This window comes from Chryseobacterium sp. VD8 (assembly GCF_037149975.1).
GTDB classification, from domain to species: domain Bacteria; phylum Bacteroidota; class Bacteroidia; order Flavobacteriales; family Weeksellaceae; genus Chryseobacterium; species Chryseobacterium indicum.
This window is the reverse complement of record NZ_JBBCQL010000041.1, coordinates 1-26,872: the sequence shown is the minus strand read 5'-3', so window position 1 is coordinate 26,872 and position 26,872 is coordinate 1. Positions and strand designations below refer to the sequence as shown.

19 protein-coding genes and 1 pseudogene are annotated in these 26,872 nt (G+C 34.4%); 11 read left to right on the top strand and 9 right to left on the bottom strand.

The genetic code is table 11. The features are described from left to right. Window positions 1-419 precede the first annotated feature (419 nt). Window positions 420-746: a DUF4870 domain-containing protein gene (locus tag WFK35_RS06905; protein ID WP_336732003.1), complete on the bottom strand. Its 327-nt coding sequence runs from the start codon at window positions 744-746 to the stop codon at window positions 420-422. 113 nt (window positions 747-859) lie between these two features. Next, the gene (locus WFK35_RS06900) at window positions 860-1,747 is read right to left on the bottom strand and encodes a hypothetical protein (RefSeq protein ID WP_336732002.1); all 888 of its coding nucleotides are present in this window, start codon (window positions 1,745-1,747) and stop codon (window positions 860-862) included. Between the two features lie 445 nt (window positions 1,748-2,192). On the opposite strand from WFK35_RS06900, the gene WFK35_RS06895 reads away from it, so the two are divergent. Then, window positions 2,193-3,986 (top strand): hypothetical protein, encoded by a 1,794-nt coding sequence (locus WFK35_RS06895; protein WP_336732000.1) that lies wholly within the window; start codon window positions 2,193-2,195, stop codon window positions 3,984-3,986. Window positions 3,987-4,106: 120 nt separating this feature from the next. On the opposite strand, the gene WFK35_RS06890 is transcribed toward WFK35_RS06895, so the two are convergent. Both WFK35_RS06890 and WFK35_RS06885 read right to left on the bottom strand, forming a co-directional pair. Then, window positions 4,107-6,491 carry a M1 family metallopeptidase gene (locus tag WFK35_RS06890; protein WP_336731998.1) on the bottom strand — a complete coding sequence of 795 codons (2,385 nt, stop codon included), beginning with the start codon at window positions 6,489-6,491 and terminating at the stop codon, window positions 4,107-4,109. 68 nt (window positions 6,492-6,559) lie between these two features. Further along, window positions 6,560-7,138: a HupE/UreJ family protein gene (locus WFK35_RS06885; RefSeq protein WP_336688534.1), complete on the bottom strand. Its 579-nt coding sequence runs from the start codon at window positions 7,136-7,138 to the stop codon at window positions 6,560-6,562. 69 nt (window positions 7,139-7,207) lie between these two features. Between WFK35_RS06885 and WFK35_RS06880 the strand changes: the two genes are divergently transcribed. Together WFK35_RS06880 and WFK35_RS06875 are read left to right on the top strand one after the other, a co-directional pair. After that, window positions 7,208-7,459, top strand: a complete 252-nt coding sequence (locus WFK35_RS06880; RefSeq protein ID WP_336731997.1) for a hypothetical protein — start codon at window positions 7,208-7,210, stop codon at window positions 7,457-7,459. A gap of 165 nt (window positions 7,460-7,624) precedes the next feature. Further along, window positions 7,625-8,125, top strand: coding sequence for a DUF6702 family protein (locus WFK35_RS06875; protein ID WP_336731995.1), 501 nt, complete (start codon window positions 7,625-7,627; stop codon window positions 8,123-8,125). Between the two features lie 3 nt (window positions 8,126-8,128). On the opposite strand, the gene WFK35_RS06870 is transcribed toward WFK35_RS06875, so the two are convergent. Genes WFK35_RS06870 through radA form a run of 4 tightly spaced genes read right to left on the bottom strand, consistent with a single transcriptional unit; the run spans window position 8,129 to window position 11,468 of the window. Further along, the gene (locus WFK35_RS06870; RefSeq protein WP_336731993.1) at window positions 8,129-8,722 is read right to left on the bottom strand and encodes an acyl carrier protein phosphodiesterase; all 594 of its coding nucleotides are present in this window, start codon (window positions 8,720-8,722) and stop codon (window positions 8,129-8,131) included. Then, entirely contained in the window at window positions 8,719-9,426 is a 708-nt protein-coding gene (locus WFK35_RS06865; protein ID WP_336731992.1) for a VanW family protein, read from the bottom strand. Before WFK35_RS06865 ends, WFK35_RS06870 begins: the two co-directional genes overlap by 4 nt. Next, window positions 9,423-10,091 (bottom strand): class I SAM-dependent methyltransferase, encoded by a 669-nt coding sequence (locus tag WFK35_RS06860; protein ID WP_336731991.1) that lies wholly within the window; start codon window positions 10,089-10,091, stop codon window positions 9,423-9,425. The genes WFK35_RS06865 and WFK35_RS06860 overlap by 4 nt, the downstream gene beginning before the upstream one ends. A gap of 24 nt (window positions 10,092-10,115) precedes the next feature. Continuing rightward, window positions 10,116-11,468: a DNA repair protein RadA gene (gene radA, locus WFK35_RS06855; RefSeq protein ID WP_336731989.1), complete on the bottom strand. Its 1,353-nt coding sequence runs from the start codon at window positions 11,466-11,468 to the stop codon at window positions 10,116-10,118. Window positions 11,469-11,999: 531 nt separating this feature from the next. Between radA and WFK35_RS06850 the strand changes: the two genes are divergently transcribed. From WFK35_RS06850 to yidC, 3 genes are all read left to right on the top strand, one after another. Continuing rightward, window positions 12,000-12,569, top strand: a complete 570-nt coding sequence (locus WFK35_RS06850; RefSeq protein ID WP_336731988.1) for a YceI family protein — start codon at window positions 12,000-12,002, stop codon at window positions 12,567-12,569. A gap of 272 nt (window positions 12,570-12,841) precedes the next feature. Further along, the gene (locus tag WFK35_RS06845) at window positions 12,842-14,449 is read left to right on the top strand and encodes a CTP synthase (protein WP_235129615.1); all 1,608 of its coding nucleotides are present in this window, start codon (window positions 12,842-12,844) and stop codon (window positions 14,447-14,449) included. Window positions 14,450-14,630: 181 nt separating this feature from the next. Next, the gene (yidC, locus tag WFK35_RS06840) at window positions 14,631-16,451 is read left to right on the top strand and encodes a membrane protein insertase YidC (protein WP_336731987.1); all 1,821 of its coding nucleotides are present in this window, start codon (window positions 14,631-14,633) and stop codon (window positions 16,449-16,451) included. A gap of 69 nt (window positions 16,452-16,520) precedes the next feature. Here yidC and WFK35_RS06835 read toward each other — a convergent pair whose 3' ends face one another. After that, on the bottom strand, window positions 16,521-17,105 hold the full coding sequence (locus WFK35_RS06835) for a ribonuclease HII (RefSeq protein ID WP_336731986.1): 585 nt from the start codon (window positions 17,103-17,105) through the stop codon (window positions 16,521-16,523). A 118-nt stretch (window positions 17,106-17,223) separates the two neighbouring features. Between WFK35_RS06835 and WFK35_RS06830 the strand changes: the two genes are divergently transcribed. The 5 genes and pseudogenes from WFK35_RS06830 to WFK35_RS06810 form a co-directional block, all read left to right on the top strand. After that, entirely contained in the window at window positions 17,224-20,211 is a 2,988-nt protein-coding gene (locus WFK35_RS06830) for a TonB-dependent receptor domain-containing protein (RefSeq protein WP_336731984.1), read from the top strand. Window positions 20,212-20,221: 10 nt separating this feature from the next. Further along, the gene (locus WFK35_RS06825) at window positions 20,222-21,820 is read left to right on the top strand and encodes a SusD/RagB family nutrient-binding outer membrane lipoprotein (protein WP_336731982.1); all 1,599 of its coding nucleotides are present in this window, start codon (window positions 20,222-20,224) and stop codon (window positions 21,818-21,820) included. 410 nt (window positions 21,821-22,230) lie between these two features. After that, window positions 22,231-25,146 (top strand): SusC/RagA family TonB-linked outer membrane protein, encoded by a 2,916-nt coding sequence (locus tag WFK35_RS06820; RefSeq protein ID WP_336731980.1) that lies wholly within the window; start codon window positions 22,231-22,233, stop codon window positions 25,144-25,146. A 2-nt stretch (window positions 25,147-25,148) separates the two neighbouring features. Next, entirely contained in the window at window positions 25,149-26,525 is a 1,377-nt protein-coding gene (locus WFK35_RS06815; protein ID WP_336731978.1) for a SusD/RagB family nutrient-binding outer membrane lipoprotein, read from the top strand. Window positions 26,526-26,629: 104 nt separating this feature from the next. Further along, a pseudogene (locus WFK35_RS06810) lies at window positions 26,630-26,872 on the top strand (arginine--tRNA ligase); the annotation flags it as partial.

The following is a 26,872-nucleotide window of genomic DNA, read 5'->3' as shown; positions in this document are numbered from 1 at the left end:
GTAACAGTTTTCTGAGCAAAAATTTGGGCACTGCTCATTATTAAAAGGATCAGAAATAGTCTCATGAATTTTTTTAATAATTAGTTGTGCCCTTTATGTAAAAGTTACAGTATTTTAGTCATTTGTGTTCTTAAATTTAACAAGCCATTTATTAAAAAAATATTGCAGCAATAAAGCAACAGGTAAATAAATTACAGTATTTCCGATAACAAATAAACCCTGAATGTTTCCGCATCTTGATTTTTGATCTGCAAAGTTCAGAAAATCCTCCAAAGAGAATAGCAAAAAAGGGTATATCAAAATAATAAATGTAGTAAATAAATAGGTTAAAGATTTCTTTGTTAACATTAATTTTTTAAACAAAAGAGCGATAAAAAACGGTACTAAAATGTACGTTAACAGTTCCAAATTCCTGTTATTTATTTGATGAAATTAAATTTATCTTCAAATAACCTGCCGATCACAGGAATTGGCTTTTCTACTGAATTTACAACATTAATGATTCCGAAAATCCATAATATCAAAAATACAATTGCAAAATAGTTGATAAATGATAATGATGGCATTATTGAAGTCAGAATGCCTGCGGCAATACCAAAAGCAAATTGTGAAATAATAAGCCCGAAAGACTGTTTCAAATTATATTTTACAAAAGAATCTCTTTTGTCGCCGTTTGTAATCAGATACGCAATCAGCCATCCGATGATGGTGAGGTAAGAAATGATTGCTGCATTTTTTCTGTCCATGATGAAATTATTTTTAGATGATTAATAAAATTGTGATTTGGTTAAAACAACACTGCGTGAATGGAAATTTACTTTTATTATTGATTTGTGTTTTTAAAGTGTAAGGTTTTTATTTAAAACTTAGAAATTATGATCCAGTTATTTCCGTCACTTTGTACAGAAATACCTCTTCCTCCGTCAGAATTATTAAGTGTATAGGAGTTAAAAATATTTCCGTTCAATCTGAAATTTCCTGAAACAGTTTGTGAGGCGGATGTATCGTTAATAAGATAATATATACGTCTTATGTTGGCGGAACTTGCAGCAGGCAGACTTACTGAACCCTGAACCAATAGCGTGAAATCATTATCTGCAACAGTTCCCGAAGACAAAGCTCTGATATTTCCGCCCACAGAACCTTTTACGTCCAAAGTGCTTACCGGAGCAAGATTTCCCACATTGTTTACAATCCCCATCCCTACATTTCCGGAAGCCGTCATCGTAGTAATTGTTCTGGAATTGATTACAAAATAGTGGCTTCCTCCTATTGTGCTTCTTAGCTCATGGCTAATATTGTCTCCGTTGGAAAAGTAAACCCCCAGATTAGCGTAAGGTATTCCATCTCCTCTGGTTCCGGTATAAGATCCGTCAAAAGTTGTGACCTGAGTTTCCTTTCCCTGAAAATTAGCCACTCTTAGAGTAGATTTTTCCTGTAAAGATCCCGGAATCATATAAATATCCGCACTTGCTTCCTGAATGTTTGGAATCTGATTGGTAGGACCCACAATTTCCAGCATATGACCGGAGCCTATCGTTGTCGTTCCTATTCCTACTTTTCCTGTTTTGGTCACAATAAAATCATTGGATTGCTGATCTGTTGTCGGAATTCCGGATGATGGATTATCTTTTCCGCCGTCAACATGAAAAGTGTCTAACGGATTAGGAGTATTAATACCGATCTGTGCTGTTGCAAGACCCGAAATGAATATAAGAAATAATTTTGCCGTCTTTTTTGTGTTCATTATTTAAAAGCTGATATTTATTGGTTTACATTTTTTATTTAAAATCTTAATGCAAAACTCTTTTAAATTGTCAGCCGAGCAATAAAAAAGGATACCACAAAACGGCTACCTGTAGTAACAGGTGTGACTACAAAGTGACTACATGATTTTTAAATTGCTGATGTTTAGTTTTTTAGAAGTGTTTTGAAATTGTATTCGATTTCATTATCTGTTCCTAAATAATATAATTTTGTAATATGAAAAACTATAAGCAGGTACATGATTAACCATCTTCTGTCAAAAGCAAAAAGAAAAATGGGATTATAAAGACTAAATTATTGCTCTTTTGAGACAAAAAATATCAATCAGAGAAAAATATGCTGAACTTTCCCGTTGCTTCTGATATCATTTCCTGAAGCTAATCGGATTAACTGCTGAAGTTTTTCATTACATTTTAAAACCCAATATGAAGAAAATTATTTTTTTAATACTGATTCTTTTGAACGTATTTTATCTCCAGGCACAGGTGAAAGATATAAAAGTTGTAAAACTTCTGAAAGATGCCGAACTTTCAAGATTAAATGAGGATTTTTCAACGTCTTTAAGACTTATAAATAAAGCAATTTCAATATCAGAGCCTAAAAATGATGATGTTGCTCTGGCGTACGAATATGCTTCTCTAAGTAAGATCTTCACGTTTAATGACAATGTAAAAACGGCTAAAAATGCGATAAGCAAGTCTTTATATTTTGCCGAAAAATCAAAAGATGATCTCGCAAATGCTGTGGCTTTATCAGCAAGTTCCTACTTCTATAAACACAATGAAATACTGGACTTGTCCATCCGCGATGCACAGAAAGGAATTCATTTTCTTAAAATTAAAAAAGATTACAGACTGTTGTCTTTGCTGTACTGGGATATATATTATGCCTATGAACAGTGGGGAAAACAGGATAAGGTAAAAATATATGCTCATCTGGCATTGAAGAATGCAGAAAAATCGAAAAATGTTAATTGTATAATAGATGCATATGACGCAGAAATGCATTATTACGATCATATGGAATTTGCAACCAAAAGCAAAAAATACAAAGACAGTGTATTTTATTTTGCAGAGAAGATAAATAACCTCTGCGAAAAATATCCGGAAGAGATTGGCTACACTGCCTATTCCAGAATGAACATTAATCTTGCTACCTTTTCTTTAGCTTATCTTCCTCAAAATAGTGATACTAAAAGAAAAATAAACCATTATTTACAGATAGTAGAACAAACAGTAAAAAATCATCCTCTTAAATATGATTATCTCACCAATGTATACGGAATAAAAGGTGCATATGCAGAAAATGAAGGCGATTTGGCAGAGGCAGAGAAATATTATCTTTTGGCAGAAGAAAAAATGCTTCAGAAAAATCCTCCCTACTACTATACCTGGATGAATGATTATCAGGCTTTGGTCAATTTATATGAAAAAAAGAAAAATTTCAACAAAGCATTTGTCTACCAAAAAAAGCTGCAGGATGTTATTGGAAAAATTAATAATCAGGAACAAATAAAAAATGCCCAGAAATTAGAGATCCAATACGAAGTAGAGAAGAAAAATACAGAATTGGCAACATTGAAGGAAAGGGCAGAGAGCAGAATGCTGCAAAATTATCTTTATCTTGGAATTTTTGGGGCTACTTTACCAGGATTGGGATTCATGTTCCGTTCTTATCATTACAAACTTAAATACTCTACACAAAGAGCAAAAGAACTGGAAGCTAAAAAGCAGGAAGCCGAATTGCAGGCAAAATTCGAAAAAGAAGAAAAAGCAAGGCTTAATCTGGAGCATGAACTCTTAGCCATAAAACAAAGCCAGCTTCAAAAAGAAATGATAGCAAGCAGTTTGCAGCTTTCTAAAAAAAATGAAATGCTTCAGCAGATTAAAGCTAAAGCTAACGAAGGAGAAACCCATCAGATCAATAAGCTCATCAAAGAAGAAATGCTCAGAGATCATGATTTTGCCGAAATAAAATCTCAGGTACAGCAACTACATCCGGATTTTTTCAACTTACTCCATGATAAATCTGTGCAGAAACTTTCGCAGTTAGACATGAAATACTGCGCCTGTCTTCATTTACAGATGAATACGAAGCAGATTGCAGGTTTATTTCATATAGAAGCCAAAAGTGTAAGAGTGGCAAAATACAGAATTAAACAGAAATTAGGGTTGGGAAAAGAAGATGATCTGGATCTGTTTCTACAGAAAATAAGATAAGATAAAATAAAACAGATACTTTTTGAAAAGAAAGAAAAATAAATAAATCTTACGTTTTCAGAAAATATCTGTTTTAAAAATATAACTTTTACAGTTATGGATATGCTTTGATGGAAAATTTTATTTTTTCCCTGCAGCCTGCATCGGGTTTACTTTTCCGTTAGAAGCGCCTCTTGCATTTCCTGTTTCTTTCTGTTTGAACAGATCAAATTTGGAAACCTGTGCCGTTCCGCCGTCATTGCTCCAGAAATTATTGGAAGTATCAATATCGGCAGTTTCTCTCATCGGATCAAGCTGAACAGATTTTAATTTCTTTTCAAAGTAATACGTTTTAGAAACTTTCTGCTCGTTCATTCTCCAGATCTGTGCAGAAGATTTGTCGGTAAGTTTTGTTCCGTCTTCAAAAGTAAATTCTAAAATAATCGGCATTACCAAACCTCCTTTGTTCACAAAATCGATCTGATAAGCGGTAAGATTTTTAAATTTATCTTTTTCTTTCTGCGTTAAAGGTTCGGTGCCGTCGAATTTAGAAACGTATTCCTTATCGTTATCCACTTTTTCCTGACCTCTGTCGTATCTGTAATAGAAATCCTGAGCTTCCTTGTCTTTGTCTACATAGAAAGTAATGTTTTTATCTTCTCTGTTTCTGATTTTTGAAATATCTTCAAAGTCGTTCAGGGCAGGTTTATCAACTTTATATTTATTTTCTTTGGCTTCTCTTGGAGCAGTATTCAGATCCGGAGTTGCAATCGTCACTTTATCAATCGCGATATCTACAGGATCCGTTCCGTAGAACCATCCTCTCCAGAACCAGTCCAGATCTTCACCGCTTGCGTCTTCCATCGTTCTGAAAAAATCTGCAGGTTCAGGATGTCTGAAAGCCCATCTTTTAGCATAGGTTTTAAAAGCTTTATCAAAAAGCTCTCTTCCCATGATCGTTTCACGAAGAATATTCAATCCGGTTGCCGGTTTGGAATACGCATTCGGACCAAACTGAATAATGTTTTCAGAATTACTCATAATTGGCTCCAGCTGATCTTTCGGAAGTTTCATGTAATCAACGATCGTCCACGCCGGACCTCTTTTTGAAGGGAATTTATTGTCCCATTTTTCTTCGGTAAGATATTCCACGAAAGTATTTAAACCTTCGTCCATCCAGCTCCATTGTCTTTCGTCTGAATTAATGATCATCGGAAAGAAGTTATGTCCCACCTCGTGAATTACAACGCCCAACATTCCGTTTTTAATTCCTTCTGAATAGGTTCCGTCTTTTTCCGTTCTTCCGTAATTGAAGCAGATCATAGGATATTCCATTCCGTTTGCTGCTTCTACAGACTGTGCGACAGGATAAGGATAAGGAATCGTGAATTCTGAGTAGGTTTTGATTGTATGTGCAACTGCTTTGGTTGAATATTTTCTGTATAATCCATAAGCTTCTTTAGGATAAAAGCTCATTGCCATTACTTTATTGTTGTTTTCAGGAATCGTAACGCCCATTCCGTCCCACACAAATTTTCTTGAAGAAGTCCATGCGAAATCTCTTACGTCATTCGCTTCAAAAGTCCATGTTTTTCTCTGCTTGGAATGATTTTTCTCCGCTTTTTTAGCTTCATCCAGAGTCACGATTTCTACAGGTTCAGTAGAAGTTTTAGACTTGTTGTATCTTGCCAATTGCTCAGATGTTAAGACCTGATCATAGTTTTTACATTCTCCTGTTCCTCCCACCACATGATCTGCGGGAACATTCATCGAAACTTTAAAATTTCCGAAAACCAGGGCAAATTCGCCTCTTCCTGTAAACTGGTGATTCTGCCATCCGTGGAAATCGCTGTATACGCACATTCTCGGATACCATTGCGTCATCGTATAAAGATCGTTTCCTTCTTCGGGGAAGTTTTCGTAACCGCCACGACCTCCCATTTTCATTCGGTTCGGGATATTGTAGTTCCAGTCTACTTTGAAAACCAGTTTTTCTCCTTTTTTCAGAACTTTAGGAAGATCAATACGCATCATGGTTTTATTGACGGTATATTTCAAAGGATTTCCTGAAGCATCGGTTACTTTTTCAAGATTTACTCCATATCCGTTATCAACTGCCGGAACTTCAGAAGCTTTCAATTGTTGGTCTGTTGCCGCTTTCGGAAGGGTAGAAGAGAAAGGGAAGTCCGCTTTCTTAACCGTTGATTGTTGGTTTTCGTCCAGTTGCAGCCAGATATAATCCAGATCGTCCGGAGAATTATTGTAATACGTAATGGTTTCAGAACCTTTCAGATTCCTTTTGTCTTCGTCCAGATAAGCATTGATCTCGTAATCGGCTCTGTTTTGCCAATAACCATGACCGGGAGCTCCGGAAGCGGTTCTGTAGATATTAGGCGTAGGAAGAATGGTTCCTAACTGCTCGAATTTGTTTCCGTGGTTGCTTCCAGGATTGTTCTGGATATTTTGTGCGGTGAAACCTGTATACGCAAATACAGAAAGAGAAAGTATGGCAACTTTTAGTTTCATAACCGAAATTGTTTTAAAGATTTTCAAATATAATAATAAGTAGCTGAAAATTTGAAAATGTTTCAGCGTTAAAAAGGAATTCTTTCTAATGTCATTTTTAAGGATAAAGCAAATACTCCGGAAGAGACAAAAAGGATCCAGTCTTTCTGATTTACTTTGAATAGTTTAAGCAAAATAAAGAGCAGTATTAAAATCCCGAAAACAATGGCAATCTGTCCCAATTCCAACCCGATATTAAACCCCAAAAGAGGAACAGCAATACTCTGGCTTTTGGCAATCATCACTCTTGCGGTATTTGCAAAGCCCATTCCGTGGATCAGTCCGAAAATTAAGGCTAAATAGTAATTGGCGTTATTCTGAGACTGTTTTTTATTCCGAATGAGGATATTATTCAGCGAAGTTAAAACAATCGTCAACGGAATGAGAAATTCTACCCAGTCTGAATTGATTCTTATGATATCAAAAGTGCTTAATGCCAAAGTAATGGAATGTCCGATGGTGAAAGCGGTGACAAGAATTAAAACTTTCTTTAAGTCGTTAAAAGAATATACCGCAATTAAAGCCAGAACAAAAAGCTGATGATCGAGTGCATCCAAAGAAATAATGTGTTCCCAGCCGAGATTCAGATAGAATAAAAAATCCTGCATTTTTCCAATATTATTTTTGAAACGCGATGATACAAAATTTATTTTAACTTTGTTATAAAATTCAATGGTATGCTTGTTAATATAGAATTAGAAAATGCTGAAGATTTTGTCTTTATCAAACAACTTTTAGAGAAAATAAAAGGAGTGAAATCTGTTTCTGTAAAAGAAGAGGAAGAATTTTATGAAGACGGAACACCGAAATGGTTTATAGATAAACTTGCGGATTACGCAGACAGCCTTGAGGAAAAAGATATGATCTCGAAAAAGGATTTCTTTAAATTTATTGATGACGAAATATGCAGATTAAATTCTCAGAAATAGCAAAAAAAAACTTTAGTCGAGAATATCGAATTTCTTAAGAGAGTGTGTTTTAATCGGCAAAAAACACGTAGGAATGTTTTTCCGAAAAGAAAACGAGACTAAAATTAAAGTTCTACTGTTCTTCGATATGCGACAAGATCCACAAAAAATCCTTGAATTATTACAATGAAAAAACTGTTTTTCTTCTTTACCGTTTTACTTATATTTTTCTCTTTTACAAAGGCAAAACATCCTTATCATGTAGGTTCTGTAGAAATTAATTATAACCAGAAATCCAAAACGTTTGAAATTACAGGACGGTTTTTTCTGGATGATCTGGAAAACGGACTGAACAATAAATACAGCAAATCGCTTCATTTCAACGATCCGAAATTCAAAGCACAGCTCAACGAATCTCTTAAAAATTATTCCGCGGAATATTTTAAATTAAAAGGCAATAATAAATTTCTGAATGTTAATTATGTAGGCTATGAAGAAGATCATGAATCGGTAAATATTTACCTTGAATCTGAAAAAATCGACAACCCGAAAAAAGTAGAAGCAGCGGTAAGTTTTCTGTATAATTTATTTGACGATCAGATCAATATTATTCACATCATTGTTAACGGAAACCGAAAAAGTGAAAAATTAACTTATCCGAACCGTTATTTGTTTCAGCAGTTTTAAAAATTAATTTTCGAGTTGTAAAAGTGCATTGATTCCTTTGGCATGTTCCAATAAATCAGGAAAAAAATCATCATAACATTCCTGAAGAAAATCTTTATTCTTTAAAAAAGCTTCGTGAACGGGAATATCAAGGTTTAAATATTTTGCTTTGTTCAAAACGTTTCTCATACTGTAGCCGATGTTTTTCTCGAAACGGTAGTTGTAAAGCCAATCGCCTTCTTCCATTTTTTCAAGCATGATTCTGAAATTTTCGGGAAGAAATTCATAATTTTCATTCAGAACACGATATACTTTTTGGGAATGATTTTTCCAGCCTTCCAGAGAATTCAGACTTAAATCATTGGCTACAAAAAAATCCATAGAAACATCCACAAAAGCTCCGGCATACAATCTTACCAAAGGTGCAAAAACTTTTTTTGCTTCATGAATGGCAGGATGACCGTCTGTAAAAGTATCAATAGCGCGGTGTAAAGTGATCCCGTCCTGAATATCTTTCGGAAAAGAATAACGGTCTCTGTTTTTAATGAAATCTTCCAAAAACTGACCGACAATCTGTCCGTCTGTAAAAGTAAGAAAGGAATGCGCCAAATAATTCATAAACGAATATAGAAATTTTTAAGCAAAACTTTACCGTTCTGTAAAGTTTCAACCCAGACTCCGTTTTCTGTTTCAGAATAGTTAAAATCAATTGTATTCAAAACGATTTCTTTCGGTGAAAGAAAACAGACAGAAAGTTCTTCATCATTCACAAAATATTGCAACTGAACCGGAAATGAAAAAGTATTCTGAAACTGTAAATCTTTGTAGCCATAAACTACGGTACAATCTGAACCTAAAGGCGTAAAACGCTCATGATCTTTATAAATGTCTATGGAATGAGGAAATCTTTCAATGATTTTTAAACCTGACTGTAATGCTAAGAAGTATAAAATTGAAGAAAACTGACAAATTCCGCCTCCAAAATCACTCGAAATATGATTTTTAATTAAATTTCGTCCTTCTTTAAAATTATTTTTTTCATTCGGTTTTCCGATCAGTTTCCAGAAAGAAAAAACTTCGTTGGGATGAATAATCAGATGGTTGATTTTTTCTCCCACAATCTTCAGATTATGAAGTTTGTTCTCATAAAATTCTCCTTTCCTGATGATTTGCCGGAGTTCAGTTTTATATTCTCCAATATTTTCTGAGCTGTAATATTTCGGATAAGAATATTGGGTTTTGCTTTCGTTAATATATCTTCTCAATAATTTCCATTGCAGTTTAAAACCATGTGGAAGAAGTTTTCGTAATTGCTGCCTCATATCTTTTCTAAAACAGCAATGTGATAAGAAGCCCAGTTTTTCAGGAATGTTTTACACAGCAAAATATCCAGCAGAAGAAAATATTTTCTTAGACTTTTAGGAATTCTATGAATCGGGAACAGTAAAATTCCGGTTGAATTTTTAATTTTCCATCGTTTTCCGGCTAATTCAGAAATTTCTTTGGGTGTAAAACTGTTTCCAGCGTGCCAATCTTCCTGTGGAGAAACAACTTTTCGTCTGTTTTTCGTGGGAAAATCGAAAATTAAAGTTCCGTTTTTGTTTAATTTCGAAAAGCATTCATCCAAAAAAGCTTCCGTTTCCTTTCTGTTTTGATGCATAATGACATGGAAACAGAAAATACAGTCAAATTCATCCGCAAAAGGGATTTTTGAGATTTCTCCTTTGGCTAAAATTTTTTCAGGATATTTTTTTCGGGCAATATTCAGCATTTCTTCACTGAAATCTGCGCCGTGAGTGGCAAAATTCAGCAGTCTTCCTGTCCCACAACCTAAATCCAGAATTTTTGAATAACTTTTATTTCTAAAAAAGGAATTTAAAAAAGCTCTTTCCTGTTCATCGATATATTTTCCGTAGGAATTCCCGAAACGGTTTTCGTCATAGGTTTTTGCAAGATGGTTATAATAATTGAGGATGCTGGTTTTCATCATTTAATATTTTGTGTTTTTTAATTAAAATAACCTCTCGTGAAAATCCTCGATTTTGCTTACTTCTTCTATTTTAATCCCGAATTTTTTCTTCGGTAATTTGTTCAGATTAGAAATAAAAATCTTTTCGTAGCCCAACTTTTCCGCTTCGGTAATTCTCTGTTCCGCTTGTGCAATCGGGCGGATTTCACCGCTTAAACCAATTTCTCCCGCAAAACAATAATGTTCAGAAATCGCAATGTCTTCATTCGATGAAAGAATGGAAGCTACAACTGCCAAATCCAGAGCCGGATCATCGGTTTTTATTCCTCCGGTAATATTTAAGAAAACGTCTTTTGCTCCTAACTGAAAACCTGCTCTTTTTTCCAGAACTGCAAGAAGCATATTCAGTCTTTTGGCATCAAAACCTGTGGAACTTCTTTGCGGTGTTCCGTAAACTGCGGTACTTACCAAAGCCTGAATTTCCAACAGCATCGGACGGTTTCCTTCCAGTGTCACGGCTACAGAATTTCCGGAAAGTTCTTCAAATTTTTTGGTGATTAAGATTTCCGATGGATTTTTAATTTCCTTTAAACCCTGAGAGATCATTTCATAAATCCCGATCTCGGAAGTCGATCCGAAACGGTTTTTGTTGGCTCTCAATAATCTGAAAAGATGATTTCTGTCGCCGTCGAAATTCAAAACCACATCCACCATGTGTTCCAGAACTTTCGGTCCTGCAATTTGACCGTCTTTGGTGATGTGACCTACCAAAAACACAGGAACGTTGTTTTCTTTGGCATATTTAATAATTTCATTGGAACATTCGCGGATCTGGGAAACCGTTCCCGGCGAACTTTCAATCAGTTGTGACTGCAATGTCTGAATGGAATCGATAATCACAAAGTCGGGCTCCAGTTTTTTAGCTTCATGAAGAATTTTTTCCAGATTAGTTTCTGTGAATAAAAAACAGTTTGGATTTTGGATGTCAGTCAGACGATCGGCTCTCATTTTAATTTGAGAAGCACTTTCTTCCCCCGAAACATAGAGGACTTTTTTCTTCATTTTCAGAGCGAGTTGAAGAAGCAGGGTAGACTTACCAATTCCCGGTTCTCCGCCGATCAGCGTAACGGATCCTAAAACAATTCCGCCACCCAAAACCCGGTTGAGTTCTTCGGAAGGTGTTTTTATTCTCGGTTCTTCATTGGTTTCAACTTCTACGATATTGATGACGTGCTGTTTGGTCTTCGAAAAGGGTGGTGTTTTGTGTGAAGTTGTTTTTTCCACGACTTCTTCCACCAAAGTATTCCATTGTCCGCAGTTTTTGCACTGTCCCATCCATTGGGAATACTGGGTTCCGCAGTTCTGACAGAAATATGCTGTTTTGAGTTTTGCCATACTGCGAAGTTCAAAATTTTTTTTGAATTTTTCTTTCGAATTTTAATTAATTTTCAACCATGAAAAATATTTTTTTGAGTTTGCTGATTTTTGTGGTAATGTCGCTTTTGCATGCTCAGTTTACAGAATGGACGGTGAGGTTTCTAAGTTTGCCCGGTGGAGATTTTGGGATGTATTCTTATTTAATTTTAATCTTTTGTTCTGTAATTACTGCAATCGGTTTGATCACTGTGATTATTTTTAGAAAAAGTTATCATTCAATTTCTAGGATCGCTATTTTATTTGAAGCTATTTATTTGTTATTTTTAATCATTTCAGGGAACAATCCTTTTGCTTATTTTACAAATTCGAGTAATGAAAATCTTTTGATGGTCATGATGTATGCGAATTCATTGATTATATTGATATTGATGTTTTTGTTTCATTTAATTTATTCAAAAATAATTTTAACAAAATCGAAAAACTAATCAGGGCTTGTTTTACGTTATAATAGATTACTTTTACTTTAGAATTAATTCAAAATAATATATAATGAAAAAGGTATTTTTAACTTTCGTATTTACTCTGCTCAATATTTTTAGTTTTGCGCAGACAGACTGGGCGGTAGATCCGATGCATTCTTCTGTTAATTTCAACATCAAACACATGGGAATCAGCTTTGTGCAGGGAAGATTTGATAAGTTTGACGGGAAAGCTTCCACAAAAGGCAATACTTTAGAAAATGCAGACCTTAATTTTACGGTTGAGGTAAACACTATTAATACGGGAGTTGAAATGAGGGATAAGCATTTGAAAAGCGAAGATTTTTTTAGTGCAGAAAAATATCCAACGATGAGTTTCGTAACAACTTCCATGAAGAAGGATAAAAATAACACCTACATTCTGAAAGGAAAATTAACTATAAAAGATGTAACCAGAGATGTCACTGTTCCCGTAACTTTTGGCGGAATTGCGAAAAACCAGCAGGGGAAAGAAGTGATGGGTTTCCAGACAAGTTTTACCATAAACCGTTTGGATTACGATATTAAATATGATCCTACAGGAACAGGAGTTGCTAAAGACGTGGATGTTAATCTGTATTTTGAAATGATCAAAATATAATTTGTATAATTATAAATATAAATAGAAGGTTTTCAGTTTTGGAAACCTTTTTTATTATTTTGGAGAAAGAAGGATTTATGAATCAATTTTTAATGAAATTTTAATTTGCTAAAGATTTATTAAATTAATTACTCTGAAAAGCCTTTTCAAGCAGTAAAAATTAAAACGATTTTTGGATTTTTAATTTTATTATCAAATAAACATTTGGATTAAACTTCATCCAAAATTGCTTTGTATTTCTTTTTCCCCTAACTTTGCACAAACCTAATCTAATGAGTAAAAAGAATACAAAGTACATCTTTGTGACAGGAGGTGTAACTTCATCTTTGGGAAAGGGAATCGTTTCAGCTTCTCTTGGACTTCTACTAAAATCGCGTGGCTTCAACGTAACTATTCAAAAGCTTGATCCTTATATTAATATTGATCCGGGAACTTTGAATCCTTACGAACATGGAGAATGCTACGTAACCGAAGATGGCGCGGAGACGGATCTGGATTTAGGACACTATGAGCGTTATCTTGATGCGCCGACTTCCCAAAACAACAACGTTACAACAGGAAAAATCTACCAGACGGTAATCGAAAAGGAAAGAAAAGGAGACTTCCTTGGAAAAACGGTTCAGGTAATTCCTCATATTACGAACGAAATCAAACGCAGAATTAAAATCTTATCCAAACAGAACTACGATATCATTATTACGGAGATCGGCGGAACCGTGGGAGATATAGAATCTTTGCCTTACATTGAAACAGTTCGTCAGTTAAAATGGGAATTGGGGGAGAATAATTCTATGGTAATTCACCTTACTTTATTGCCTTATCTGGCTTCAAGCGGAGAGTTAAAAACAAAACCTTCTCAGCATTCTGTTCGTCAGTTGATGGAGAGCGGAATTATGGCGGATGTTTTGGTTTGCCGTACGGAACATAAGATCCCGAAAGATCAGAGAGCGAAACTGGCTCAGTTCTGTAACGTACCTTTAGATAATGTTATTGAATGTAAAGATCTGGATACAATTTATGAAGTTCCAATGTACCTTCAGAAACAAAATTTTGACGATGTGGTTCTTAAAGAATTGGATCTGAAAAGTGATAAAGAAGCGGATCTTAAAGACTGGAAATCATTCTTAAAGAAATTCCAGAATCCTAAAAAATCTATCGAAATTGCGTTGGTTGGAAAATATGTTTCTCTTCAGGACTCTTATATTTCCATTGCAGAGGCTTTCAAACATGCCGGAGCAGATCTTGAAACGGAAGTGAAGGTGAGATGGGTTTATAGTGGAGATTTAACTTCTGAAAATATTAAAGAAACTTTATCCGGAGTTAGCGGAATTTTGGTTGCACCGGGTTTTGGCGACAGAGGAATTGAAGGAAAAGTTCTTACGGCTCAATATGCAAGAGAAAATAAAATTCCGATGTTGGGAATTTGCCTTGGAATGCAGATCATGACGATTGAATTTGCAAGAAATGTTTTAGGATACACTAAAGCGAACTCTATGGAATTCGATACTTCTACGGAGCATCCTGTAATTTCTTTGATGGAAGAACAGAAAAATGTAGTAGATAAAGGCGGAACCATGCGTCTTGGAGCATGGAAATGTTCTTTGAAAAACGGTTCTAAATTAAACGAAATCTACGGAGCAAAAAATATCACGGAAAGACACCGTCACAGATATGAATTCAACAGTGATTACATTGGAGAATTCGAGAAAAACGGTTTTTTAGCGACAGGAACAAACCCTGAAACCGGATTGGTGGAAGCGTTGGAAATGCCGGATCATCCTTTTTATGTGGGAGTTCAGTATCACCCGGAATACAAGAGTACGGTTGCAACACCGCATCCTTTATTCAGAGCTTTTATTAAAGCCTGTACTTCAAAATAAAGTAATTTAAAAATTACAAACGTCATAAATAAACTCAGACTGATTATTCTCAGCCTGAGTTTATTATATAGTAATATATTATAGCATAGAGTTTTGATAAAAAAACAGTATTTTTGTCGACTCGAAAATGTATAACGTTTACTATATATTATTTAATAGGTAAAATTTTAATTAAAATAAAATGCAACAGAACAACGGACTCGATAAAAGTCAGATTATTAGTTTTGCGGTTTTATGCTTAGTTCTTTTTGGTTTCATGTTTTATTTCCAAAACAAGCAATCAAAGGAAGACGCAGTAAAAGCTCAGCAGCAGAAAACTGAACAGGCTAAAAATGCCGTAAAACAGACTCAGGCAACCAATATCAATCCAAATGTAACTCCCGGCTCAATTCAGACGGCAACGCTTGCAAACAATGAATTGAAAATTGAATTCAACAGTTTAGGAGGGCAGGTTTCTAAAGTGGAACTTGCAAAATATAAGGCATATGATCGTAAGACAGATAATGCAGATCTTCCGCTTTACCTGATTACAAAAAATAACTCTAACTACGGTTTTCAGTTTAAAGACAAGACGGGGAAAATTATTAATACTAAAGATTTAGTTTTTGCTCCTGTTGTCAATGGAAATGTTGCGACCTTAACGGCGAATTATAATGGTGCTGTTATTCAGTTTGTATATTCATTAAATAATAATCCAAAAGCGGAACTGAAAGATCAGTATGCTTTAGATTTTAAAGTAAGAACTCAGGGGCTTGCTAAAATTACTTCCGACAATAAGGCAGACTTCATTTGGGATTACAGCGTAAGAAACCTTGAGAAGGGTAGAGCGCAGGAACAGTCTCACTCGGAATTCTCGTATGCTTTCAATAATTATAAAGACTATGATTATGATGGAAGAACAACGATGGATGAAGACAAAGAAACACTTAACTGGATCGGGGTTAAACAACAGTTCTTTGCTTCTGTGATTGAATCTAAAACAGGGTTTACCCAAAGTAAAGGAAATCAGGAAGCCATTGAAGAAGGAGAGTATCTGAAAAAATTAAACTATGAAGGTTTTGTTCAGATGACAGGAAGTGAGCTGAATCAGGATTTCACATGGTATTTCATGCCTTTGGATTTACCATTATTAAAAACATATGATAAAAACTTTGATGAAATTCTTCCTTTAGGATGGTCTTTCATCGGATGGATGAACAGAGGGTTCTTTATTCCTATCTATAACTTTATCGCATCTTGGGGATTAACTGCAGGTTGGGCAATTTTTTTACTGACCATCTTGGTTAAATTAATCTTATCGCCGATTATGTACAAACAGCACAAATTAAGCGCGATGATGAGAGTAATCCGTCCGGAAATTGATGAGGTGAATGCCAAGTTTAAGGATGCAGATCCGATGAAAAAACAGCAGGCTACAATGGAGGTCTATCGAAAAGCCGGAGTTAATCAGATGGCGGGATGTTTGCCGGCGTTGGTGCAGATTCCTATTTTCTATGCATTATTCCGTTTCTTCCCGAATTTTATAGATTTAAGAGGTAAAGGATTCTGGTTTGCAAAAGATTTAACGGCTTATGATGATTTGATAAAATTGCCATTTAAAGTGCCTTTCTTGGGAGATCACTTAAGTATTTTTGCTTTGGCCTGTACTGTGGTGATTTTAATTTATACTGTAATGACTTCAGGAAATATGCAACAGCCGCAACAAGAGGGAATGCCTAATATGAAGGTCTTAATGTATATCTTCCCGGTTACATTCTTATTCTTCCTGAATACTTCGGCATCCGGTCTTTCATGGTATTATTTTGTTTCGAATGCGATTAACATTTTAATAATCCTTGTAATTAAATATGTAATTCTCGATGAAAAGAAAATCCATGCACAGATTCAGGCGAATAAAGAAAAGCCGAAAACGGAAGGGAAGTTCCAGAAGAGAATGAGAGAAATGATGGAGAAAGCTCAGGAGCAGCAAAAATATCAGGAGCAGCAGAAGAAAAAGAAATAAAATTTCTGAGAATAAAAAAGAGAGGTAAATTTAAATTTTGCCTCTCTTTTTTATTTTAAATCCTTAATATTAGTCATATTTCAACCTGAAAGACTGCCTGTGATGTTTTGTCGGCCCGAATTTTATCAGTGCTTCCTGATGTTTTTTAGTAGCATAGCCAAAGTTTGTGTTCCAGCCGTATTCAGGATGCTTTTCATGAAGCTCAATCATTAATTTGTCTCTGTAATTTTTTGCCAATATAGAAGCCGCAGCAATTGATAATACTTTAGAATCTCCTTTGATAATACATTCATGAGGAATAAAATTGTATGGATGAAATCTATTCCCGTCTACTAAAATCAGCTCCGGTCTGATGATTAGTTTATCCAAAGCCTGATGCATTGCATGAATACTTGCATTCAGTATATTGTGCTGGTCTATAAAAGCAGGAGAAAGTTCTGCAATTGCGTAATCTTTTACATTATCTTTGATATAACTGTCAAGATCCATTCTAGTCTTAAAATTTAACTTTTTAGAATCGTTAACCAAATTTTGGTTAAAATTCTCATCTAAAATTACTGCAGCAGCGACTACAGGTCCGGATAAACAGCCTCGACCCACTTCATCGCAACCTGCCTCAACATAAAAAATCGACCATTTTTTTATTAAATCCATAATTTTCGCTATTTCACCCAAGTAAAATCATGCAATATTAAAGATTTTTAACAAAATATTTGGTTACTTTAAGAAAGTTTTACATATTTGCAAATAATAAAAAATAATCAATTTAAATATGAAGAAATTAACAGTAAGTATTCTCCTATTAGCTATGTCTTCTTCAGTTGCAGTCGTAAGTGCACAGAAAGCAAAAAATGATACAGTTACTAGAGAACAAAAAATTGGTGAGGTAATCATTACCGGAGCCTTGGGGATTCAAAGAAAGCTAGATTCTCAAACTAACCCAGCTGTAGTTATTAGCAGCGAAAAGATGAATCAAGCAGCGAGTCCTAACGTATTACAAGCTCTTACAGCAAAAGCTCCTAACGTTCAGATTAATACCAGTAACTCTGGAGTTAATAGTAGTTATGATATTCAAATAAGAGGAGCAAGAACAGTTACTGGTAGTACTTCTCCGCTAATTGTAATCGATGGTGTTATATCTTCAGTTGCAATTATGCAGAGGATACCTCCTAACTTAATTGAATCAAGTACGATATTATCCGGTACTCAGGGTGCTGCTATTTATGGACCTCAGGGGTTAAACGGTGCTATTATCTTGACAACTAAAAAAGGTAGTGGCAAAAGAAAAGTAAATATTACTCTTAATAGTAATATTGATTTTGATCGTGTGGCATTTGTTCCAACCCGTCAAAATTTATACGGTCAGGGATGGGATGGAGATAGAATTCACGTAGAAAATGGATCTTGGGGACCAGCCTTCAACAACCCTACTTATGCTGGTCAAATGGTTGCAATCGGAGTTCCTGCTTATGATGTAAACGGAGACGGGATTATTACTGTGAATCCGTCTGGTGATGTTCCTACTCAGGATGCTGCAGCTACTATAAAAAGTGCTTTTTCACCTTTGTCAAAAGATAATGTTAAGAGTTTTTTCCAAACAGGAACTACTTTTAATAATGGCGTTACTGTTGCTGCTGGTGATGCAGAAGGATATGCTTCCTTATCATTAAACAGACAGGACAGAGAGTTCATCGTAATGGATGATACCTCTAAAAAAACATACGGAATGTTTAAAGCAGGTATGAAAAAAGACAAGTGGACTTTAGATGGTACTGTACAATACAGTAATGAATCTGTAAGCACTACAGATCCGTTAATTTTCAGATATTTATTACAGTCGTCTGCTGAAATTCCAATTACATCATTTAAAAATTATACTAACCTGCCATGGGGATGGAATATTTATTACCAAAATCCTTATTGGAGTATCAAGCATCAAAGAAATACTTCAAAAGTAGATTTGATGAATGGTACTATTAATGTGGGTTATAAGATTAATGATCATATAACTCTAAGAGATAATGGAACGGTTCAAACAACATCTACAGATGTTTTAAACTGGAATGATGGATGGTCTAACGGAGTTAATAATACTGTACTTTTTAGTCCTGCACCAACTGCATTTGCTTCAACATTATCTCAGCAAAATGCAATTAGCAGATATGTATATAATGACTTAATGGCAAATTTTGATTATGATTTGTTTGAAGGTCTTAATATGAATGCTACAATTGGATTTAACGTACAACAGACTAATTCCAAAGTGACTTCAGCTGGAGGATCAGGGTTAAAAATTCCTGGAGTATATACTGTTTGGAATTTAACTACACCAACTAACCCAAATAGCCTTAATAATACAAGATCTATTGAAAGAAGAAATGCTATTTTTGCTAACATAGATTTGAGTTATAAAGATTATTTAACTGTAAATATTACTGGTAGAAATGACTGGACTTCAAGATTGTTAAATTCAGATGCTAGTATAGATTCTAAATATTCATATTTCTATCCTTCAGCAGGTTTCTCTTTCTTGCCTTTAAAAGCATTTGATTTCCAAAATGATACATTAAGTAGATTAGTGTTAAAAGGATCTTGGGCGAGAATCGGGAATGATCCGGTATCTGTTTATGCTATAGAAAATACAGCAGTTCTGGCTACAGGATATCCTTTAGGTAATACTGTTGGTTTTTTACCTAATTCTGGACCAGCAGATTATAATGTAACTCCAGAATTTACTAATTCTAAAGAAGTTGATTTAGGTTTAGGCTTTTTCAAAGACAGAGTTTTAGTAGATTTTAACATTTATGAAACTAAGACTACAGACTTTATTAGTAGAGCAGTAGCTTCAAGTGCTTCAGGTATTAATAGTAAGCTTACCAACGTGGGTGATCTGAGAAACCGAGGTATGGAAGCTTCTTTAACAGTTACTCCAATAAAAACGTCGGATTTCAGATGGGATGCTACTGTTACTTATTCTAAATTTAAGCAGCAAGTTACAGATATTGCAGGTGGTCAGGATCAGGTTGCGATCTATGAAGGAGGAAGCGTTGGTATTTACGCTGTAAAAGGTCAAGAATTCCCTGTTATTAAAGGTACTGGTTATCAAAGAGATAGTCAAGGAAGAATTATTATCAACGAGCAAACAGGAGATCCTTTATATACTAATAACTTTATTGAGTTAGGTAAGGTTAATCCAGATTATACCATGACATTCAGTACTAATTTAAGATATAAAAACTTTAGTGCTTATGCCAACATGGAATATAGAAAAGGAGGTGTATTTTATTCAGGAGCAATGCAGGGAATGGCATTCAGTGGACAATTAGAGCAATCAGCATCATTTGACAGAACGCAGGGAGGTTATATTATTCCTAATTCTGTGTATATGAATTCTGCAGGGCAATATGTTGCTAATACATCCATTAAATCCGGAGGAGATTCATATGTTGGATTAGCAGATTACTATTCAAATGTTTATGGTGCAATTGCTGAGAACTTTATTGTAGACGCTACATTCTTTAAAGTAAGAGAATTGGGAATTTCTTATTCTTTGGGAAGAGAAATGGCAAAAAGTATTGGTCTTGATGGATTAACATTTGGAGTTTATGCAAGAAACCCTTTCTTTAAATATGCTAAAGAAAATAAAGGATATGGAGACCCTGAAACATCTATAGGCTCTGGGAATCTTAGAGGTATTGCTGGTATCAATCAGTATCCAACAGTAAGAACTTTTGGTTTTAATACTACAATTAATTTTTAATCTTTTTATAATGAAAAAAATATCTTTAAAATTATATATTACAGCAGCTTTAGGAGCACTAGTATTAACATCTTGTGGAAGAGATTATCTAGATGTTAATGAAAATCCTAACTCAGCTTATTTAGATCAGTTATCCCCCAAAGAATTATTACCTGGGGCAGAAACTCAGACATATCGAACTCAGGCAGGACTTGTTAACAGATTTGGAAATGTAATGATGAATGCATGGGCGGGTAATAACTATTACTATGCAGGTCCATTTCAGCAGGAATATGCAATGATTGCTAATTCAACCTTCTATAATGGGATATGGGACGGTTACTATGCAGGTGCAGGATATTATGATAATATTATTAAGACACCAAATGCTGTTACAAATTATCCTAAGCATGTTGCAATAGCGAGAATTATGAAAGCTTTCTATATGCAAACTATTGTAGATTTGTATAATGATGTACCTTATTCGGATGCTTTTAAAAGACAGTCTAATCCTACTCCTAAGTATGATAAAGGTAAGGATATTTATAAAGACTTGGTATCAGAATTAGATAAAGCAATTACTGCTTTAGGAGCTACTGGAGGAACTACTGTTGCTGCAACTGAAGATCCAATTAACGGTGGTGATCTTACTAAATGGACGCAGTTTGCAAGAACAATCAAGCTGAGAATTCTTGTTAGATTATCTAAGTGTACAGATCCTGATATGGTAGCTCTAAGAAATCAGTTAAAAACAAGTTTAGCATCAACAGCTACAACTTCTTATATTACTTCTGATATTACTATTAATCCGGGTTATGCTTCTGGTAATGCTGACCAGCAAAATCCTTTATATAGAAATTTTGGAAGAGTTGATATTAATTCAGGTCAGGTAAACTCTACTTATCGTCTAATTGTTGCTTCAAAACATATTATTGATAATATGAGAGGTCTAGCTCCTAGAACTTCAGGTTTGGTAGATGCCAGAACTTCAAGAATATTTATTAATAATGGTTTAGCTCAAGCTGGTTTAGCTGATTATACAGTTGTTGGTTTTAAAGGAATTGAGCAAGGTTCTAATAAAGATCTTAATTTCTTAGAAGGAGATTTTGCAACGCTAGGTCCAAAAATGTTTTACCTTTCAACAGCTAATGGATCTGTACAAAATGGTATTATTATGTCTTTAGCTGAAGCTAAACTTTTACAGGCTGAAGCAGCACTTACTTATCCTGAGTTTACTGCAGCTTTAGGAGATGGACAAGCGAGATTTAATGAAGCAATTACAGATAACTTTACTTTCTTAGGAGCTACAAACTCAGCTGCCTATATTGCAAATGCAAACACAAAAGTAAATATTGGATGGACAGGAACTAATGATAACAAATTAGCAGCTATCCAATACCAAAGATGGATTGCACTAACAAACATTAACCCTGTTGAAACATATATTGGGTATACTAAGACTGGATATCCTGTAACACCAATGCCTATCGGTGCCAACTATCCTGATAGACCTAAGAGATTAATGTATCCTCAATCAGAATATATTGCAAACTCAGCAAATGTACCAAATCCTCAGATTTCTGAAATGTATTCGGCTACGAGTCAGTATGCTCCTTTCTGGTTAAAATAATAAATAAATTTTATTATACATATAAAACCGCCTTCGGGCGGTTTTTTTATTTTTAAGTGTTAAAATTTTAGTTTCCTCATCAATAAAATGTATGCGAAACATCGTATTTAATCTTTATAAAAAGAGATAAATGCGTTTTTCTTTTTTGTAAGTTATTGTTTATCAGTTTTAATGAGTTTAATTTTTATTTTATTTTGTGTTTGGTTTATACCAGCTTAATTTTTGAATTTAATAAAGCTTTTATCTGTTAAAATTGTATAAAATTTGTTAATTTTATTTTTTTTAACAAATTTTATTAATTTTTTATAGATTATTTATTGTTTTATATGCATTTTTATTAATTTTCTTACATATTGTTTTGTATTAATCATAAAATTATACAAATTTGTGATAAGTAAATATAATGTGATATGAAAAAACTGACGGCAGGTGTTCTTGTTCTTGTTTTGTCTTCATCTCTAGCTGTATCTATGGCTCAGAAGAAGAAGAGTGATACAGTAAGAACACAGGAAATTGAAGGTGTGGTTGTAACTGCACTCGGTATTAAAAGAGAGAAAAAAGCTTTAGGATATGCCACGTCCCAGATTGGAGGTGGAGATTTGCAAAAGTCTGGCGAAGCAAACGTAATTCAAGGATTAGCAGGAAAAGTTGCAGGTGTACAGGTAACCGGAACGGCAGGTACTCCTGGGGCATCAAGTAGAATTGTTATCAGAGGACAGAAATCACTAGAACTTAGCAGCCAGCCTATAATTGTGCTGGATGGACAGATTATAGATAACTCCTACAATAATAATGCAGGATCCGGAACTAATATCGGAGGTGTTGATGATTCTAACAGAGCGGTTGATATTAATCCTGATGATATTGAAAGTGTAACTGTACTAAAAGGAGGTGCAGCCGCTGCATTATACGGTGAAGGAGCCAGAAATGGAGTTATCATTTATGTTTCTAAAAAAGGAAAAAAAAGAAAAGGTATTGGTGTAGATTTTTCGACTACTGTAGGTTATGACGAATTGAGTAATATGATTGATCTTCAAAAGACTTATGCAGCAGGTACTAATGGTGTTACCTATATTGCTCCGGCTCAATACGGAGCAGATGGGTTGGCTTTAACATCAGGTACTAATCAGTCTTGGGGACCATTAATTTCAAGTGTTCCAGGTTTGAAATCTTATGATAATGTTAAAAATTTTTATAAAACCGGAGTTACTAATAATTATAATTTAGCACTTTCAGGAGGCGGAGAAAATGGTACTTTCAGAGCTTCATTTGGTCATTTGGATCAGACAGGGATTGTTCCAAATACCAGTCTGAAAAAAACATCTTTCAACATTAATAGCGAATATAAATTTACAGATAAATTAAAAGCAGGAGCAGATTTTCTTTATAGTAATACCACTGGAGTTAGAGCTCAAAAAGGAAGTAATTTGTCTGGTATAATGCTTTCTTTGTTGAGAATGCCGTCTACTTATGACGTAAGAGATTATCAAACGCCACAAGGATATAATAAGAATTATTTTGCAGCATACGACAATCCATTTTATACTGTTTACAATAATCCGTATAAAGATGAAACCAATCGAGTAATTTTTAATGGACATGTCAATTACAATTACAGCAAATGGCTAAATGCAACTATTAGAGCAGGCGTGGATACTTTTACTACTCACGCACAGCAAAATTATTCATTTTCTAGTAATGGAAATACTACGGGGGACAGATCCGGGCAGGTTATTATAGATACTTTTACTAAAAGTTTATACAATTTTGACTTAATTTTCAATGGTTTGGTTGATATTACAGAACATATCAATATGAATTATAATATTGGTGGTCAGATTAATTCTACTTTTTTTAATGATCAGTACAGTATAGGATCAACAATGCTTGAAATTAATCAGTATAATCTTAGTAATTTCTCTACATTTACTGCTCAAAATAGTGACTATAAACAGATCAGAAGGGGGATTTTCGGATCATTAGAATTTGGTTTTTATGATCAGTTTTATTTAACGGCAACAGCTAGAAACGATTGGAATTCAGCTTTACCAAAAGCAAATAATTCCTATTTTTATCCATCTTTGTCAGCTTCTTGGCTATTTAACAAAACACTAGGATTGCCGGATTGGGTAAACTTAGGAAAAATTAGAGCGTCATATGCAAGTACCTATGCAGCACCACTCTCCTATAATGTAATTACCCCATACACAACACCTCTTTTTACGGATTCATTTGGTCCACAACTGACTTCTCCATATAATAGTGTAGGAGCCTATGGTTTTTCTACAATGCTGAGAAATTCTAATTTAAAACCAGAACATAATAAAGAGTTTGAAATTGGTTTAGAGTTGGAGATGCTCAAAAGACTTCATTTTAATGCTAGTGCTTATAAGTCTACTAATTATGATTTGCTAATACGTCTTCCTATAGCACCTTCTTCAGGATATTCAAGTTATTATACCAATGGACCGACAGTAGAAAATAAAGGGCTAGAGCTAAGTCTTGGTTATGATATTTTAAAAAATGAAAATTTTGGTTGGGACTTTACACTAAATTGGTCTCTTAACAGGAATAAAGTGACAGATCTAAATGGTGTTCAAAATAATTCTGCTATGGGCAATGATTACTTTAGTGGTAATCTGACACCAACCATATCTTTGGGACAGCCTTTGGGCGTTTTTTATGGTTCTTCATACAAGAAAGATAACAATGGTAATTTAATAATTGGCTCTAATGGTCTTCCTATTTTAAATTCTGAATCTCAGTTAATCGGAAATCCTAATCCTGATTGGACTGGTGGATTCAGAAATAATTTCAGATATAAAAATATATCATTAAGTTTCTTATTAGACTTTAGAAAAGGTGGAGATATTTGGAATGGTACTTTAGCAAGACTGAATAGATTGGGAATGACGCAGGCTTCAGCAGATAATAGAACGGGAACATACATAATACCAGGTGTTTTAGAAGACGGTACACCAAATAATATAGCTATTTCCAATAAAACGTATTATGTTAGTTATTTGGGAGATGGTTCAGGTAGTGCCAATGAAACAGCTGTTGAGAAAGATATTAACTGGTTAAGATTAAGAGATGTTAGCTTAAGTTACAATTTAAGTAAAGTTTTTTCACAATCTATGGGTTTATCATTTATAAAGAATGCAGAACTAAGTTTAAGCGCCAGAAATCTTTTCCTTATTACTAATTATAAGGGGATAGATCCTGAAAACTCTTTTGCTGGTTCAGCATCCAATACTCAGGGCTTCGATTATTTTAATAATCCAAATACCAGAAGCTATTATTTTACATTTAAATTCGGATTTTAATTATGAAAAAGTTTACATATATAATAGGTAGTGCGATGTTTGCTCTACTCAGTTTAAATTCTTGCCAACATGAAATAGATACGTTTAACGATAATCCCAATAGTCCTACGGAATTATCGACTCCTACTACTTTATTAACAGGAGGCGAAATAGGAACTATTATTAATTCTACGGGCAATCTTCCTAGAACTTTGAGTTTATTCACACAGCATACAAACGGAAATCAGTTCCAGTCATTAGATTATACCAATTATTTTATAACAGAAACGGATGTTGAGACAGATTGGACCAACATCTATCAGGCAGGAGTTAATTTAAATCAGATTATTACGCAATTTGGAGCTCAGAATCCCTATTATGATGGCGTTGCAAGAGTATTATTAGCTATGAATGTGGGTTATGCAACCGATGCCTGGGGAGATGTTCCGTTTTCACAGGCATTTCAAGGCAATAATAACCTGAATCCTAAATATGAAACTCAACAACAGGTTATTTCTCAAATTCAGTCTTATTTAGATATTGCAATTGTAGATTTTGCTAAACCTCAAAGTGCGAATAAGTATTTACCTTCTTCTAATGATATCTTTTATGGGGGAGATATAGCGAAATGGAACAAGCTGGCGTATGCATTAAAAGCAAGATATGCTTTAAGATTAACACAGAGAGACGGAAGTACAGTTGCTGCTCAGAAAGCATTAAACTATCTTCAAAACTCATTTACTTCCAAAAGTGATAATTTAGTGGCAACTTTTGACGGAGGGAATAATCAGAATCTTTGGTATGGTTTTAATAACCAAAGAGCAGGTTATATGTCTATGGGAAAATATTTTGTAGATATTCTTAAAAATAACAATGATCCAAGACTTGCATATTTTGTAGGATTAGATAGTCATAATCCACCAGGTTATTCAGGTTCTGCTCCAGAAGATGCTGATACTGATGCTTCACCATTTGGAAATTATTTTTCTGGAAATGCAAGTACGCCCAATGTAATATTTAGTTATAGTGAAATTAAATTTATAGAGGCAGAAGCTCAGTTCAGATTAGGAAATACAACGGCTGCTCAGGCGGCATTGAAAGCTGCTGTAAGTGCTTCTTTAGTAGATGTTACGGGAGCAGATAATCCAACATTTGCAAATACAGCATCAGCAGCTGTCACCTTACAAAATATTATTACTCAGAAGTATATTGCATTGTTTACGACTATGGAGCCGTATAACGATTGGAGAAGAACAGGCTTTCCTGCCTTGACACCTAATCAGAATAGTCAGTCAAAGAAAATTCCTCTTAGATTAATTACTCCAAAATCTGAACGAACTTTGAACACTAACGCTACAGTTGTAGGAGATTTATATGCTCCTGTCTGGTGGGATAATTAAAAAATATATTAATATACAAAAGTCAACCGCCTTCGGGCGGTTTTTTTATTTCCGTATATTTGCAGAGCAGAAAAAAGACTCATTCGTTTTTTAAATAACAGACAATGAATATTAAAAATATAATAGAAGAAAAACTTTCGGAAGTTATTTTAAATGTTTTTCAACTGAAAGACATTACTCTGGAAGTTCAGGAAAATAAAACAGAATTTGAAGGAGATTTTACGATTGTTACTTTCCCTTTGGTGAAGCAGTTGAAGAAAAATCCGGAAAGTATCGGCGTAGAACTGGGAGAAGCTTTAACAGAACAGACCGATTTACTGGAAAGTTTTAACGTTGTAAAAGGCTTC

Coding starts and splice junctions, on each gene's coding strand:
- WFK35_RS06870 (WP_336731993.1), bottom strand. CDS start 8,722: ATGAATTATTTGGCGCATTCCTTTCTTACTTTTACAGACGGACAGATT.
- WFK35_RS06895 (WP_336732000.1), top strand. CDS start 2,193: ATGAAGAAAATTATTTTTTTAATACTGATTCTTTTGAACGTATTTTAT.
- WFK35_RS06815 (WP_336731978.1), top strand. CDS start 25,149: ATGAAAAAGTTTACATATATAATAGGTAGTGCGATGTTTGCTCTACTC.
- WFK35_RS06885 (WP_336688534.1), bottom strand. CDS start 7,138: ATGCAGGATTTTTTATTCTATCTGAATCTCGGCTGGGAACACATTATT.
- WFK35_RS06880 (WP_336731997.1), top strand. CDS start 7,208: ATGCTTGTTAATATAGAATTAGAAAATGCTGAAGATTTTGTCTTTATC.
- WFK35_RS06825 (WP_336731982.1), top strand. CDS start 20,222: ATGAAAAAAATATCTTTAAAATTATATATTACAGCAGCTTTAGGAGCA.
- yidC (WP_336731987.1), top strand. CDS start 14,631: ATGCAACAGAACAACGGACTCGATAAAAGTCAGATTATTAGTTTTGCG.
- WFK35_RS06875 (WP_336731995.1), top strand. CDS start 7,625: ATGAAAAAACTGTTTTTCTTCTTTACCGTTTTACTTATATTTTTCTCT.
- WFK35_RS06860 (WP_336731991.1), bottom strand. CDS start 10,091: ATGAAAACCAGCATCCTCAATTATTATAACCATCTTGCAAAAACCTAT.
- radA (WP_336731989.1), bottom strand. CDS start 11,468: ATGGCAAAACTCAAAACAGCATATTTCTGTCAGAACTGCGGAACCCAG.
- WFK35_RS06900 (WP_336732002.1), bottom strand. CDS start 1,747: ATGAACACAAAAAAGACGGCAAAATTATTTCTTATATTCATTTCGGGT.
- WFK35_RS06890 (WP_336731998.1), bottom strand. CDS start 6,491: ATGAAACTAAAAGTTGCCATACTTTCTCTTTCTGTATTTGCGTATACA.
- WFK35_RS06830 (WP_336731984.1), top strand. CDS start 17,224: ATGAAGAAATTAACAGTAAGTATTCTCCTATTAGCTATGTCTTCTTCA.
- WFK35_RS06845 (WP_235129615.1), top strand. CDS start 12,842: ATGAGTAAAAAGAATACAAAGTACATCTTTGTGACAGGAGGTGTAACT.
- WFK35_RS06850 (WP_336731988.1), top strand. CDS start 12,000: ATGAAAAAGGTATTTTTAACTTTCGTATTTACTCTGCTCAATATTTTT.
- WFK35_RS06865 (WP_336731992.1), bottom strand. CDS start 9,426: ATGAGGCAGCAATTACGAAAACTTCTTCCACATGGTTTTAAACTGCAA.
- WFK35_RS06905 (WP_336732003.1), bottom strand. CDS start 746: ATGGACAGAAAAAATGCAGCAATCATTTCTTACCTCACCATCATCGGA.
- WFK35_RS06820 (WP_336731980.1), top strand. CDS start 22,231: ATGAAAAAACTGACGGCAGGTGTTCTTGTTCTTGTTTTGTCTTCATCT.
- WFK35_RS06835 (WP_336731986.1), bottom strand. CDS start 17,105: ATGGATTTAATAAAAAAATGGTCGATTTTTTATGTTGAGGCAGGTTGC.